Annotated in this window: 9 protein-coding genes and 1 riboswitch; of the genes, 1 reads left to right on the top strand and 8 read right to left on the bottom strand. The window is 61.3% G+C overall.

The window, feature by feature from the left end; all coding sequences use genetic code 11:
- Window positions 1-126: 126 nt before the first annotated feature.
- The 5 genes from RDW26_RS07945 to RDW26_RS07925 form a co-directional block, all read right to left on the bottom strand.
- On the bottom strand, window positions 127-1,086 hold the full coding sequence (locus tag RDW26_RS07945) for an ECF transporter S component (protein WP_307983175.1): 960 nt from the start codon (window positions 1,084-1,086) through the stop codon (window positions 127-129).
- Window positions 1,076-2,980, bottom strand: a complete 1,905-nt coding sequence (locus RDW26_RS07940) for an ATP-binding cassette domain-containing protein (protein WP_307983176.1) — start codon at window positions 2,978-2,980, stop codon at window positions 1,076-1,078. Before RDW26_RS07940 ends, RDW26_RS07945 begins: the two co-directional genes overlap by 11 nt.
- Window positions 2,956-3,513 carry a hypothetical protein gene (locus tag RDW26_RS07935; RefSeq protein WP_307983174.1) on the bottom strand — a complete coding sequence of 186 codons (558 nt, stop codon included), beginning with the start codon at window positions 3,511-3,513 and terminating at the stop codon, window positions 2,956-2,958. The genes RDW26_RS07940 and RDW26_RS07935 overlap by 25 nt, the downstream gene beginning before the upstream one ends.
- A gap of 445 nt (window positions 3,514-3,958) precedes the next feature.
- Window positions 3,959-4,849, bottom strand: coding sequence for a DUF4430 domain-containing protein (locus RDW26_RS07930; protein WP_307983173.1), 891 nt, complete (start codon window positions 4,847-4,849; stop codon window positions 3,959-3,961).
- A gap of 9 nt (window positions 4,850-4,858) precedes the next feature.
- Entirely contained in the window at window positions 4,859-8,113 is a 3,255-nt protein-coding gene (locus RDW26_RS07925; protein ID WP_307983171.1) for a DUF4430 domain-containing protein, read from the bottom strand.
- A gap of 417 nt (window positions 8,114-8,530) precedes the next feature.
- Here RDW26_RS07925 and RDW26_RS07920 point away from each other — a divergent pair, with 417 nt between their 5' ends.
- On the top strand, window positions 8,531-8,947 hold the full coding sequence (locus tag RDW26_RS07920; RefSeq protein WP_374110315.1) for an MGMT family protein: 417 nt from the start codon (window positions 8,531-8,533) through the stop codon (window positions 8,945-8,947).
- 34 nt (window positions 8,948-8,981) lie between these two features.
- On the opposite strand, the gene RDW26_RS07915 is transcribed toward RDW26_RS07920, so the two are convergent.
- The 3 genes from RDW26_RS07915 to RDW26_RS07905 form a co-directional block, all read right to left on the bottom strand.
- Window positions 8,982-10,787, bottom strand: a complete 1,806-nt coding sequence (locus tag RDW26_RS07915; protein ID WP_307983170.1) for an FAD-dependent protein — start codon at window positions 10,785-10,787, stop codon at window positions 8,982-8,984.
- 13 nt (window positions 10,788-10,800) lie between these two features.
- The gene (locus RDW26_RS07910; RefSeq protein ID WP_307983169.1) at window positions 10,801-12,363 is read right to left on the bottom strand and encodes an aminoacetone oxidase family FAD-binding enzyme; all 1,563 of its coding nucleotides are present in this window, start codon (window positions 12,361-12,363) and stop codon (window positions 10,801-10,803) included.
- A 526-nt stretch (window positions 12,364-12,889) separates the two neighbouring features.
- Window positions 12,890-14,329, bottom strand: coding sequence for an amino acid carrier protein (locus RDW26_RS07905; protein ID WP_307983168.1), 1,440 nt, complete (start codon window positions 14,327-14,329; stop codon window positions 12,890-12,892).
- 250 nt (window positions 14,330-14,579) lie between these two features.
- A riboswitch (FMN riboswitch) is annotated at window positions 14,580-14,761 on the top strand.
- Window positions 14,762-14,866 lie beyond the last annotated feature (105 nt).

The following is a 14,866-nucleotide window of genomic DNA, read 5'->3' as shown; positions in this document are numbered from 1 at the left end:
CAATCCCTTGATGCGATTTTGCGCCGGTCTTCACATCCTGTACACAATATGTGGCATTAGCTTCTATATTTGCTGGTGCTTCTTTGCGTACATACTATATGTAGTGTTTTGCTTGGTAGTGCTTCCCTATTCCATTCCATACTTGCTTTTGATTCGTTTCAATTTGCGGCGCCAAGGAGCATATAACGCCGCCAGAAACACTACCGTTGCCACGCCATGGGTCACATCGAATGGCAGAGCGGTTGCATATACCAGTAGGATTCCGGCGAGGCCACTTGCTTGCGCGTGATAGAAGCTGAGGATGCTCCATGCGTTCAAGATGAAGCCGTATATGAGGCAGGAAACGAATCCATATATATAGATGATTACAACATGTTGTTCAATCAAAGGCTGTTTGCGCAAACTGCGGTCTTCCCCGCATTCGGCAAGCCTTGAGTTGTCGGTGGTTTTAGGGGCTTTTGCTGAGATTGCCGTCAAAAGCCCCGCTCCGTAGCCCACAAGGCCCCATGCGTACATTTGCCATGGGGTCCATGGGCCTTGCCCGAAGAAAAAGTTCGATGCCAGTGCAGCCAATGCACCCACCATGAACCCGCTTTTTCTGCCGAACACCACTCCAGCTATGATAGCGATGGCGCTTACCGGCTTGAAATCCGGAATCGGAGCAAACAGGATTCGTCCTGCTGCGGCGAGCGCGGCTAGGACCACCGTCGGCATGATGTCGCGTAGACGCGGTGTCGAGGATTCGTATGTTGCAAAGAACACGCCGAGCGATGCGAGAACGACCACCAGCGACAGAAGCGCCGTTTGGTCGGCGTTCGTGAGTGTACATACCACCAGGATTGCAGGCGTTGCGCAGATTGATAGCGCTTCCAAGGCGATTCGGCTTTTTGCGCGATGATTGTGATTATGCCGAACGGGCGGATTTTGAGTCGCGGCGTCCGACGCCTTCATGTCGCAGCTGTTTCGCTCTACGACTTTCGGTGCGTTTTGCGAAGCGCATCGAGCGGGAAAGTGCTGCTCGCCGAGTTGTGAGCTTTGAGGGTTTTGCCCGAAGATCCCGGCCTCCCCTGGTTCCCTATTCGTCATGAGCTGCACCATCTTCCGTGATTTGCCCGAAGAAACGGCACTCGGAATTCGGACGGTAGATGAGGTTGTGTTCGAAAAAGTCCTGAACAGGATCTGTGCAGGCAAGTTCTCCGTCGAAGAGCATGGAGACCTCATCGGCCGTGGCGAACGCGAAGTCCAGATCGTGCGTAACCAAGACAATGGTTTTGCCCTCCGCCGCCAACGCCTTCACGATGCGCGAAAGATCGGCGGACGATGCGGGATCGAGACCCTTTGTAGGCTCATCAAGGAACAGCAATCGAGGCTGCGCAAGCAATAGCTTGGCAATTGCGAGCTTTTGCTGCTGGCCGCCGGATAAGTCGAACGGATGGCGCTTCAGCTGGTCGGACAAGCCGAAACGCTGCGCCATAACATGCGCGGCTTGCTCGTCGTAATCGCAACGCGAAGCCCATTCCATAAGCTCCTCGCGCACAGAGTCGCATACTAGAAGCGCCTTGGGATCTTGCGGCAGCAATGCCTGAGATGCCGCTAGCTTATTGTCGATGCGGCCACGTTGCGGCGTCAGAACACCGGCAAGACAACGCAAAAGCGTGGTTTTGCCGCATCCGTTGCCACCCACAAGCGCATGGACGCTGCCCTGCCGAACGCGAAACTCCACCCCGCGCAGGACCCAAGACGCATGGCGATCGAAGCGGAAATGCACATCACGGGCTGTCAACGCCGCGTCAGCATCCGCGAGCTGAGTGGATCGGCTGTCGAAATACGGAGACAACGCGGCTTTTGCGCGCTCGAACGTGCCAATCGGGCCAGGAGCGCTTAAGTCGATGCGCTGGGTCGCGTACTGCCGAACATCCTCTGGCGAATGCGTGGCCATGACCACGGTGATGCCGAGCTCGCGGTTCACACGGGAAAGCATGAACAGGAACTGCTTGACGGCGTTGGGGTCAAGCTGAGCGGTCGGCTCATCAAGCAGCAGCACCCTGGGGCGCAGCGCGAGCACGGCAGCCAGGTTGACAAGCTGCTTCTGACCTCCCGAGAGGTCCTCGGTTTTCGACCTGATCCACGGCTCGATGCCGAAGAAATGCGCGACCTCGGCGATGCGCCGGCGCATCTGGTCCGGTTCGACACCCAGGTTCTCCAGACCGAACGCCAACTCGTGCCAAACGGTATCGCACACTATTTGTGCCACGGGATCCTGCATGACATAGCCGATGAGCTGGGCGGATTCCAACGGGGTTATCGAGCTTGCGGCGGAATCCACGGGTTGATCGACCGGATGGTCTGCAGCGCAGCTGGCCTTATGCGGCTTCAAGGCACAACCGAGCACGAAGATGTCGCCCGATGATTCGCCAACCGGGGCGAGTTCAGGTTTGAGGGAGCGCAAAAGAGTGGTCTTTCCTGAACCGGTAGCTCCAACAAGAACGCAAAACGTCCCTTGTTCGACGCAAAGGTTCACGTTAGTCAAGACCGCAGACGATTCGCAGCAATCGCCTTCTTCGGGAGGATAGGCGAACGAATAACCGCGCACCAGCACTGCGGGAACGGGAGATTCTATAGTCGCATCGGCGCAGGGACGAGAAGCGCCAATGGGAATGCGCGACGCATCATCGCAAACCACCGTCTCGCAAGAACATCCAGAGAGTTCGGGTGTTTGATCGCTCACTGGCGAATCCGATGATTCGGAGACAGAATTGGGCGATTTCGATAACCGGGCATCGGTACGAACATCGGCGCGAGCATGGGCCCTAGAAGCAAAGCGTTGCGCGAATGCGCCACAGGCGTCGAGATCGGCATCAGCGCAATCGCAGGCCCGACCAGCAGAGCTTCCCGCAAATACACCGCCGTCGCCTACCGCGGCGTTGTTTTCGAATAGAGAATGGTTTTGAGGATTCATCGACACGACCTCCAACGCCACCAATCCAAGACGGATAGGGCAACCGGAAACAGCATGAACAGGACATACGGCACAAAATGCCACCAGGGACCAATGGCTTTCATGGTCGGATAGAACGCATATCCCGATAATTCGACCACCGCGCAAGCCACTGAAGCCGCAACCAGGAAGAACAAGCACACAAGCACGCAGACATCAGCTCGCCCGATACGGAATCGGCGATACGACGTGCGTTTTGCGCCGCAATTATAGCCGCGGGCGCGCATGGCATCGCTACGTTCAAGGGAATCCTCCATTCCCCAACCCATGAGCACGTTCACCACACGCAAACGAGCTGCGGCTTTTTCGCACTTGGTTTGCGCCGTCGCGGCGCTGGCAGCGTTTTGCGCAGCCAAAACCGCGCGCCCGCGTGAAACGAATTGGGGCACCAGGCGCAACACCTGCGACACCATCAGAGTGACGACGGGAAGCAGACGTCCGAACAGCATCATAGTGCGTTGGCTATCCAGGCAAGCCGAATAGGAAGCGAACCACAGGAACACGGCGGCGAACATGCCACCCGAGCATAAGCCGTAGATGACCGCCTCGGCATATACGGCTCGCGACCCGATACGGAACAGCTCGGTAGAGCCCGATGCTACGAATAACGGGTTCGCCGCCGCCACGATAAGGCAGAGGGGAACGACCCATCTCAGCGAAAGCAAGGTTGCACGCCTGCCGCGACACACTGCAGAGCACGCTAACGCCCCCGTAAGGGACAAGGCCACGTAGACGGGATGCATGCATCCCATGCTCAGCGCTAGCGCGCACGCGATGAAGGCAAAGGGGACGATTGGGTGATAAGTATGGAACACGCAAGTCATATAAGGTATCTCAGCTCCACGGAAGAGACAGGAGGCGCACCCCCTGTGCCGGGGGCGCGTTCATGCAGCGGTCGTCTCAGCTTCACGGAAAAGGCCGGGGCGCACCCCGGCCTTGCATTCTCAAACAACGGCTTCCCTAGCCGGTTACATAGTACCAGACGACCACATCGCCATTGGAAAGCACGTAATTGGTGCACGCCGTCATGGGCGTGCTGCCGTTGACGGAGTACATCCAACCGGAGGTTCCGCCGTGCTCCTTTTCGGCAAGCCCGCCGATTGCGGCAACGTAGGTTCCGTACGCGGTGCTGCGTGCGTTGACCGACAAGCCCAGGGCACACAGCGCGTCGTAGGGCGTGGCGCCGGGATTGAACGAGTACGATCCGCTGGCAGAAACCAGGTTGCCGACGGCGCTGCTGGAAACCGACACCGATACCGTGACGATGTTCGCCGCAGCAGACTGCTGGCCTCCGGAGCCGGAAGCTTGCGATCCGGAATCGCTCGACGGCAAGGCGGAAGGCTGGGAGCCGCCACCTGCGACGGTGCCGGAATCCGTGGACGTAACGCCACCGTTGCCGTTAGCGGCTGAATCCGAATCAGCGTTTTGCCCAGTGGAGGAATCTGATTCGCTGTTCTGATCGGGAGAATTGGATTCCCCTTTCGAATGCATCTCGGATTCAGATTCGGCATCCACCTTGACCTCGGCGGTTACCTTCGTCGCCGTTGCGCTACCTTGCTCCGCAGCTTGTTCTCCCTGAGCAGACGACTGCGCAGGCGATCCGTCTTGCCCCCCGAAGCCGCCCGTAAGGGCAAAAGCGCCCACGGAAACGAGCAGCACCGATGCGGCCAAAAGCGCGATGATGCCGCCTTTGACCTTCGGGGAGAGACGGGAAGCAGGGCCTGAATGCAGCTGCTGCTCAGTGGGTGTCGAACCTGCAGTCAAAGCCGCCGCTTCCGCCGAGCTGCGACGGGCAGCATCGCCCGCCGCAGCCATTTCATCATGAGCAGCTTCGTTGATGTTCTCGGACATGGCTGCCTCCTACTTGATGCCGTTCTGGCGGCGCTTGGCGAGCAGCCACCAGACACCCGCACCGACGACGCCCGCAACGCCCAAGCCGAGGACCACGTAAGGCCAAATGGGACCGCGAGAACCATTGTCGCTTTCGGCGGTGTCGGAGGAATCGGAGCTGTTGGCAATGGCGGCGTGCTGTTCAGTGGTGCCGCTATCGCTCGTGGAGGAGGACACCCCCTGACGCGCAGAAGCGCTTGCCGACACGCTGTCGGCCTGCTGCGCGGCACCGCCCGCTGCGACAGGCAAAGATCCAGGGGCGACCACCCCGGCAACCGTCGGCTGCGTGCCGAGATCGGAACCGGGAGCCGGATCTGGGTTGGGATTAGGCTGCAGTGCAGGGCCAGGCTGAGGCGCGGGAGCAGGATCAGGCGCGGGCGAAGGCTTCACGCCGCCGCCGACCAGCTTGAACAGCGTGCCGGAGTCGTTGATGTAGTACAGGTTGCCCTCGGCATCGCAGATGACCGGGGAGTCGCAATAGTTGTTGAAGCCCTTGGCATCGTACGTCAACGTGGCCTGCGTGTCGCCGACCTTATAGCGATACACGCCGCCGCCCGAGGTGTAGTTCACCCAGTCGCTGGATTCGCCATAGTTCACCGTGAAGTACACGTACGTTTCGCCATTTTGCGTGGACACTAGCGGTGCCGCCTTGATTCCGCCATACCCCTTGACTCCAGGCAGCAGAGCACCATCAGCTTGAGTGACGAGCGTTGACTCGAAGCTCTTCAGATCGACGATCGCAAGCGCCGCGGCGCCGCTTTCCACCTCGCCGCCGACGTACATGGTGCTGCCGCTGACGGTAGGCATGCTCGCGCATCCGGAAAGGCCCAGGTCGACGACCTTGGTTTCCTTGAGGGATCCTTGCTCGTCGATTGCAAGCACATGCAGCTTGCCGTCGCGAGTCATCACGTACAGGGTTTTGCCGTCAGCCGACGCCACGCACGAGGAGTTCACCAGCGCGCCAAGGGAAACCGTGCTGATAACGGAACCTGCACCGCTCAGCGCCTCGACGGTGCCGGCGCTGGTTGCCACGACCGTGTAGCCACCCACATTCACGGCACCGCCCCAGTAATATCCTTCGTTGGCATTGTTATGCTGCCACACCACTGCACCCGTAAGGATATTGATGCAGGTGAGGAAGCCATTGTCGTAGGTACCGGCGGCGAAATCCACGTCGCACGTGCCCACATACGCATAGTTGCCGTTGACCGTGATCGCGGAGTTAGACTGCGCCGAATCGCTGAGCTTGTTGGTGGCCCACACAGTAGTCAGGTTGTCGGCCGTAAGAGCCTGCACGGCACCGCCGTCAAGCGGGACCATGATCACGCCCTGAGCGTAAACGGGGCGCGTGGTGTAGCCGATGGAGGAGACGAGGTTAGCCTGCGCGACCACTTCGCCCGTAGACGAATCGATCTTGAGCAAGCGGTTGTTTACGGCAAGGTACACGAAACCGTTTACGATGACGGGCTCGCTGGCGTTGGCGTATTGCGCGCTGGAGTATTGCTTGTAGTCGAGCGTCCAGTCCGACTTCATATAGTCGGTCGGGGTTGCCGCTGTGGTGGGACGGGACTGGTCGCCAGCCCAATCCGCCTTCCAATCCGGGCGCGGAGCGGAGGGGTCGACCGTCACCTCGTCGAGGTTCGGAAGCACGTTCGTTCCATGCACCCAGGAAATGGTGTCGCCGGATTTGAGCGTAAGCCCAGCTGCGCTGTTGATGGCCTTCCCGTTGATCAGGCAGTTCCATCCACCTTTGAGCGTAACGCCAGATGGCGAGGTTATGGAAATGAGATCCCAAACAGAACCCTGTTCGAATAGCTCACAATCAAGCTCGCACTCTTTGAAGAAGCTCAAGCAGATATCGTCAAAGGATGCGGTTGCCAGCTCGTTGCGCGAACGCTGCGCCCAGCGTTCGGCCTTGCCGTTGCTGTCCTGACCGATAACCTCGACCGTGACGTTCATCTGCCCGGGCATGGTGCCATTGGAGCCGTAGACCCAGCTGACCTTGTCGCCGGCATGAAGAACGCAGCCATCGGCACCGACGTTCGCGTATTTTCCGTTTACGAACAGCTGCCAGTAAGACCACGTTGCGGAATCGTAGCCAAGCGTAAGGCCCTTATCGAACGGCGAGGTAATGGTGCTGAGATAGAAGCCATATGCCGTATCTTGGATGTCGGCCACCAAGCCCGCCTGCTTGAACAGGGCGCGCGTCAAATCGGCCGCAGTGGACCCCTCAGACATATCGATGGTGGCCGGCTGCGCCCAAATCTGCTGGTTTCCGTTAGCGTCTTGGCCGATGACTTCGCACGACACCGAAAGAGCATCCGTAGGCGCCGATTCGCCATAGGCGCTGTAAGCCCATTGAATGCTGTCGCCCTCTTCGAGGACGTAACCGCCCGCGCCGACCGAAGATGCCTTGCCGTTGATGAACAGCTGCCAATATTTGCCGGTCTTCTGGTCATACCCGAGCGTGAGGCCCTTATCGAACGGCGAGGCGATGGTGTTGAGAGCCCAACCCCAGCTGCCATTGGGGTTGTAATCGGCCTTCAAACCGGTACGTTTGAACAGCTCTTCGGTCAAGGTTGCCGCAGTTGCACCTTCTTCCAGGGAGAAGCCTTGCGCGGCAGCCCAGGTTTGCCGATTGCCCTGAGCATCAACGCCGATGACGGAGCAAGTTGCGCTGATTCGAGGAGCTGCCTCTTCTTTAGAGGCCTTCTCGGTTGCTGCCGGGGAAGCATCCCGCTCGGGTGCTTGATCAACGGGTTGATCGGCATCCTCCTGCAAATCGTTGTCAGCAGTAATGGCCGCATCAACGTTATCGTCGGCCTTTTCAGCATCCGAAACAACGCTATCGGAAACAATGCCGTTTGCCCCGTCATTGTCGTCGGATTCGGTTGTGGGCCCCTGAGCAACGGATGGCAACGATGGAGCTTCTGCCTGTTCCGTAGAATCAGGCACCGGCGCAACTTGCCCAGCATCAAGTACATCAACCTTCTGCGCTTCATTTTGAGCAACGGGCGAAACACTGCCCTGCGCCTCGGCGAGCGCCGCCGACGGCGTCATAGAGACGGCCAGCGTAACCGCCAAGAAGGCAGAGATAACACGCTGGATCAACGACCGCATATGCGCCTTCGATGCGGTCTTCGCGCCTGCCGGCGCAGTAGCTTGCAGATCCGCGCAAGCTTGCGCCGCGTTTTGCGCGCGTTCGGGCGATTCGCCGATGGTCATCGGAACCTCTCTTCCAGGGCTTCGTGCGATGGATGGGCATTCCGACTTCGCCTCACCTGAACGGCCCGCATGCCTGCGGCGGTACCTGCCGACGAGCCTGCACATGAGCTAAGCCGCCAACCCGTTCATCAGCGTATACGGTTCCTGGTAGAGCGCGGGATTCGCACCCGCATTCCCCCAAGCGGCCGAACTCCTTCCCCAGCCGCCCGCACCATGCCCGGCGCAACCATCTGTGCCAATTTTCGAACAAATAATTTTACCACGTCTGAGCTGGGATTTAACCGAGTTTTCGACAGAGGACGGCAAAGAATTGCGCATGGTCGCAAGACGGCGGATTTGCCCAAGTTGCTGGATTCCCAGCCTATAATCATGCGGGAACGAACAATGTGGCCGCAGTGTTGAATCGGAAGGCGAAGCATGGGCGAATTCAATGACAGGGTATATGAGACGGTACGGCGGGTGCCGCGCGGGAGGGTTGCGGCGTATGGGCAGATCGCGCGGCTGATTGGGCAGCCTCGCAAGGCGCGGTTCGTCGGGTATGCCATGCACGGGAATCCCGACCCGTGGGATTGCGCGGCTCAGACGGGGATCCCTTGCCATCGCGTGGTGTTCAAAGATGGCTCGCTTGCGCCAGGTTTTGCGTTCGGCGGCCCCGAGGAGCAACGGGCGAGGCTTACCGCGGAGGGCGTGACGTTTTTGGACGACGGGCGCGTCGACATGCGCGCGTGCCAATGGGACGGCAAGAGCGTCGAGGACGCAGGCGGCGGCACGGCGGCCGAAGAGCCGACCGCACCGCCGATTGATTTCGATTGGGCTGCTGAGCTGGGCGAATGAATGGCTGTTTTAAGGCGGCTTCGTGGCCGCTTCCCTATTCGAGCCGCAAGCTTTCCACCAGGGCGCTTGCCACGCGCAGGCCGTCGCAGGCTGCGGACATGATGCCGCCTGCATAGCCCGCGCCTTCGCCGCAGGGGTAAAGGCCGGTTTCGGGCTCGAACGCGGAGGTGTCAGCGGGCTGCCCCTTGGCGGCTGGGGAATCCGAGAACGTCGGGGCCCCGCCTTGTGGGCAGCCCGAGACGGGCGCTGCCGCCAGTTGGGCCTGCATGTTCTTGCCGCGCACGATGCGCACGGGGCTTGAGCTGCGGGTTTCCACGCCGGTGAGCACCGCCTGCGGATCGGCGAAGCCGTGCAAGCGGCGGTCGAGCTGCGGAAGGGCCTGCTCCATGGCGCGCGCTACGAACGGAGGGAGGCACTCGTGCAGGTCGCACCATGCGACGCCGCGCGCGTAGGTGGGCTTCACCTGCTTGCTCGGGCTGCCGGCGCGATGCGTCAGGAAGTCGCCGACGGTTTGCGCGGGCGCCTGATACGGTTCGCCGCCGGCGGCGATGGCGGTTCGGTAGGCTGTCTGCTCCATCTCGCGCTGCAGCTTGATGCCCGCAAGCGGGTCTTCGCCGTCGAAATCCTCGGGGCCCACGCCGACCAGCAGCGCGCTGTTGGCGTTTTGCCCATCGCGCGCGAAACGGCTCATGCCGTTGACCACCACGCCTTCCGGCTCGCTGGCGGCGCACACCACTTCCCCACCTGGGCACATGCAGAACGTGTACACGCCGCGGCCCTGCTCTTCGCCCTTTTGCGGGCGCAGATGCATCGACAGCTTGTAATCGGCGGCGCCGAGCGCCGGGTGATCAGCGGCCTTCCCGTATTGCGAGCGGTTGATGAGCTGCTGGGGATGCTCGATGCGCACGCCCACGGAGAACGGTTTCTGCTCCATATGCACACCCGCGTCGCGCACGAGCTCGAACGTGTCGCGAGCGGAATGGCCGCACGCCAGCACGACGTGGCTTGCGGGGATCAGCTCGACGGTGGGTTCGGATTGGGTGGCAAATCTGGTGATTTCGGCTTGGGTTAGGTGGCCGTTTTCGAAATGCAGGGATGTGAGCTGGGTGTTGAAGCGCACTTCGCCGCCGGCTTGCTCGATCTGCTTGCGGATGTTGCGCACGATATCCACGAGCAAATCGGTGCCGATGTGAGGTTTTGCCTGCCACAGGATCTCCTCGGGCGCTCCGGCTTCCACGAACAGGTGCAGGACGTGCTGCGCCCAGGGGCTTTTGATGTTCGTGGTCAGCTTGCCGTCCGAGAACGTTCCCGCCCCACCTTCGCCGTACTGGATGTTGGTGTGCGGATCGAGCGGCTCGCCGGCGTTGAAGGCGTCGACCGCCGCCATGCGCTCGTCGACCGCCGCGCCGCGCTCGACCACGAGCGGGCGCAGACCGGCGCGCGCCAGGTAGAGCGCGCAAAACAGGCCGGCCGGGCCGGTGCCCACCACGATGGGGCGGGGTTCGTCCTGCGCCTGGCGCGAAGCGCCGACCTGCGGGACCCGCAGCGGCTCGTAAGGCCGATGCGCTTTCACGTTCGCTGCGCCTTTGCGGTGCGCCGCTGCCTCGATTGCCACAGCTTCGGCCTTGGCGCCGCCTGCCATCTCCACACCAAGCGTTGCCACGAAGTGCACGTCGTGCTTTTTGCGCGCGTCGACGCTGCGTTTAAGCAGGCGGATTTCGGTTATATCGTTCGGCGGGATATTGAGCGCTCGGGCTGCGGCGCGACGCACGAGCTTTTCAGCTTGCTTGCCTTCGAGCCCGGCATCGAGCGGAAGGGCGAGGTTTGAGATCTCAAGCATGGTTTCCTCCGGGCTATCGATTGCGATGACGGGCATTGCGGGCAGCGTTCCCGCCACGCTGGTTGCGGGTTTTGCTGCGTTCGCCCCTGTGCGAGGGGCGCGGTTTTCCCGCGCGAGAAGAGGAGCGGCAGGTGCCAGCACTGGCGGGAGCATGCGAACCACCGGAGCGTGACGCAGCCTGCGAGCGAGAATCGCGGCCCGAGGGAGGGTTCAGATTACCGGTGCAAGACGGTGACCGCCTGCCAATCGGACGCGGCTTTGCGCCCGCGCGGGAGCCGTCACGCTCAACGCCTTCCCCACCTGCAATGCGATCAGCTGCGGCGCGGCCGGCGAGCATGCCGCTTGACCAGGCCCAATGCAGGTTGAAGCCGCCGCAGGGCGCGTCGACGTCGAGCGCCTCTCCCGTGACGAACAGGCCCGGCACGTCAAGCGCTTCGCAGGTAGCGGGGTTGAATCGCTCCACAGGGAAGCCGCCGCGGCGCACCTGGCATTGGCGCTCGTCGCCGATGCCCTCCACCGCCAAGCGCATGCCCTTAAGCATGTCGCAAAGCTGGGGAATCATCTCTTGTGTAAATCGGTCACCGGTACGCAAACCCGTCTGGCGCAGCGCCGCGGCGGACACCGCGGGCAGCAGCAGGCCCTCGAGGAAGCGATCAAGCGTAAGCTCGCCGCCCAGCAGCTTCTGCATCCGCTTGCGGCGCGTCATCATGAAGCGCTCCATGTCGTCCGAGGGGATGTCGGGCAGGAAGTCGACGACTAGGTCGTCGCCGGGCTGTGCAAAACGCGACAGGTTGAACACCGACACGCCGGAGACTCCGTAGTCGCGGAAGAGCAGTTCGCCGCGCTCGCTTGCGACGCGGCGCCCACCTCGTTCGAGATGCACGGTGCCGCGCACGCGGATGTTGTTGAGCTGTCGGGTGAGCTTGGCGCCTTGCGCGTCAACGCGCAAAGGCCCCAAAACGGGCTGCATATCCGAACAAGCCAGCGGCTTTGGCAGCTGAATGCCGCTTGCCGCACGCCCGCCAACGGCCACAATGACCGCAGCCGCATGCGCAATCGTCTTGTCGGCGAAGCGGATATTGAAACAGCCCACGCCACCCAGAGTTGGCGCGTCCACGCGCAAGGCGTGCTTGTCGGTTTGCACGTCGACGCCCAGCTCGGCAGCGGTGGATCGCAGCACATCCAACACGCTGGTGGCTTTGTTCGCCATGGGGTATAAGCGGCCCTCGGATTCTTCGCGCATCACAAGGCCCATGTCGGCGAACCGCTCGAGCACGGGGTTCGCCTCAAGGGTTCGCGTACACGCCGCGCCGCGCTCGACAGCGTAACCGCTTTGCAGGTGCATAAGCGCCTCTTCGACGAAAGCATGGTTGCGATACGCGTCAGCGCTGATGCAGGCGTTCGAGATGTTGCAGCGGCCGTTGCCGGTTGCAAGGATGGAGCGGCCGATGCGCTCGGGGTCGGCCTCGAACAGGGCTACGTGCGCCGCAGTGCCCGCCTGACGCAGCGCAAGCGATGCTTCCACAGCCGCCATCAGGCCCGATGCGCCGCCGCCTATGATTGCGATAGTTTCCATACCCGCCATTATAAGGTGAAGCCCGCACGCCAACGCCGGACAAGCCCGCGCTTCAAGGGATGCCCGCATTGCGCGGACGACGCTAACTTGAACAGGGGACAGTCCCCCGTTCAGGGGTTCCCGGACTCAGCCGGGCGAATACAGCTGAGCCCGGAAAAGCCCTTTTGGAAACGAGAGCCGAGAGCCCTCTCGAGAGAAGAGGAGGCATCTCGGAGAAGGGAGGTGGCAGAAGCGATACCGCAGGCCGGACCGCAACATGAACAGGGGCCTGTCCCCTGTTCACGGGCTCGCCGAAGAGGCAACCGCTCCGCTTCCTTCCCTATTCGACTTGCAAAACGCTCCCTGAGGGCGCAAAACTCACCGAAACGGGAGTACGCAGGTTTGCAACCAACTTGAACAGGGGACTGTCCCCTGTTCGCGACGGACACCGCAAAAGCCCCCTGAATGCAACAAGCCGGCCGCGAAAGCGACCGGCTTGCGAAGCATTCTCAACGTGAACAGGTTCCTGTCCCCTGTTCACGCGACCTTACGCCTTCTTGCGGGTGAACACGCTTTTCTCGGGCAGCTCGTGGATGTCCACACGCAGCTCCTCGTCGATGTTGCCGTCGTAGACGTAATGCTGCGTCTCCTTGCCCACCATGCCGGCGCACAGCAGCACCATGAGGATGTTAGGCAGCGCCATGAGCGCGTTGGAGATGTCGGTTGCCGTCCAGGCAACATCGCCGACGCCCACGCCGCCCAAAAAGCCCATGCAAATATAGAAGCCCAGGTACAGCGGCACCCAACGGCGGCCGAACAGGTACAGGGTGACGCGTTCGCCGTAGTAGCTCCACCCGATGATGGTGGAATAAGCGAAGCACAGGATGCCCAGCATGAGGATCGGCGCGCCCACGTAGGGGATGGTGGCGAACACGGCGTTGGCAAGCGTGGCGCCGTTGGTGACGCCGGCATCCTGGATGAGCGTGGGGTGGGCGCACAGCGATGAGACGATGACCAAAGCGGTCACGAAGCAGATGACCACCGTGCACCAAAACGGGCCGGTCATGGACACGAGCGCCTGGCGCGCGGGGTTCTTCGACTCGGCGGCGGCGCTGATGAGCGGAGCCGTACCCAAGCCCGCCTCGTTGGAGAACAGGCCGCGCGCGCAGCCGAACTGCAGTGCCACGATGATGCCGCTTCCCACCGCACCGCCGAAGGCCGCGCGAGGGGTGAAGGCGCATTCGAAGATCAACCTGAACGACTCGCCGATGAACGCCCAGTTGCAAACGAGGATATAGGCGCAGCCCAAGATGTACGCGACGCCCATGATGGGCACGAGCTTCTCGCAAATGTTGGAGATGGTCCCCAAGCCGCCCATGATGATGAGCAGGGCGCTACCGCACACGATGGCGGCGACGATCCAGGGCTCCACGCCGAAGTTGGCCTGCGCAACCGAGGTGATGGCGCTGGTCTGCACGGCCGATCCGACTCCGAAGATGGTGAGGCACGCCATGACGGCGAACCAGATGGCCATGAACTTCGCCCACCACGGCACGGTGCCGTCAGGGCGCTTGTAGCGCTGCTCCCACACGTGCATGGCGCCGCCCATCATGTGACCTTGGCGGTCCTTCACGCGGTACTTCATGGCAGCGTAGACCTCGGTGTACTTCGTTGCCATGCCCAGAATGCCGGTAAGCCACATCCACAGCACCGCGCCCGGGCCGCCGGAGAGCACCGCAGTGGCCACTCCGACGATGGAGCCCGTTCCCAGCGTGGAGGCAAGCGAGGTCGCCATGGCGCCGAAGTTGCTGACGTCGCCTTGGGCGCCGTTGTCCTTCGTGATGGAAAGCTTGAGCGCCAAGGGCAGTTTGCGCTGGATGCCCTTGGTGCGGATGGTGGTGTAGATATGGCAGCCCAACAGCAAGATGATCATAGGAGGCCCCCAAACGGCGGCGTCTATGCTGTCGAGCACTTCGATGTAGTTCATGCAAAACCTCGTAGCCTTAAAAATGAGTCCCTTTAGGGACGCGACGGTTTATTATAGAGCCGCCTTCGCTGCAGACCACCGAAGTCTCGGCGAAAAAGCGCATTGCGTAGCGCTTTGGTAGGAAAGCGAGCCCCTTCGAGCTGATTTCCTATAACTATTCGCTATATGTTCGCACCACAAAACGCGGAAAACATCCATAGCCCAAACGGTTGCGAAGCCATGGCGGCGCAGCTACACTAGGTGCCATTGAATTCTGTTTCAGGGCGAGGTGGAAATCCTCACTGGCGGTAACCGGATACGCGCGGCGCAAGCCGCAGCCAAGCCGGAAGTCCGCGACCCTGTGCGTCAAGCGGCGACAAACCGCATGCATGCAAGGCTGATCTGGTGCAAATCCAGGACCAACGGTCAAAGTCCGGATGGAAGAGGCAGAGTTCGCGAAACGCACCGCATGGCATCGTATTACCGGGCGGGAAGTTGTTGAGCGAATACAAGCCCGTATGGAAGGAATTCATACGGGCTTGTCTCTTTTTTCGCGAA

Origin of the sequence: uncultured Senegalimassilia sp., from assembly GCF_902464545.1 — a bacterium.
Classification (GTDB): Bacteria; Actinomycetota; Coriobacteriia; order Coriobacteriales; family Eggerthellaceae; genus Senegalimassilia.
Note: the sequence above shows the minus strand (reverse complement) of the source record. Positions and strands in the feature narration are given on the sequence as shown.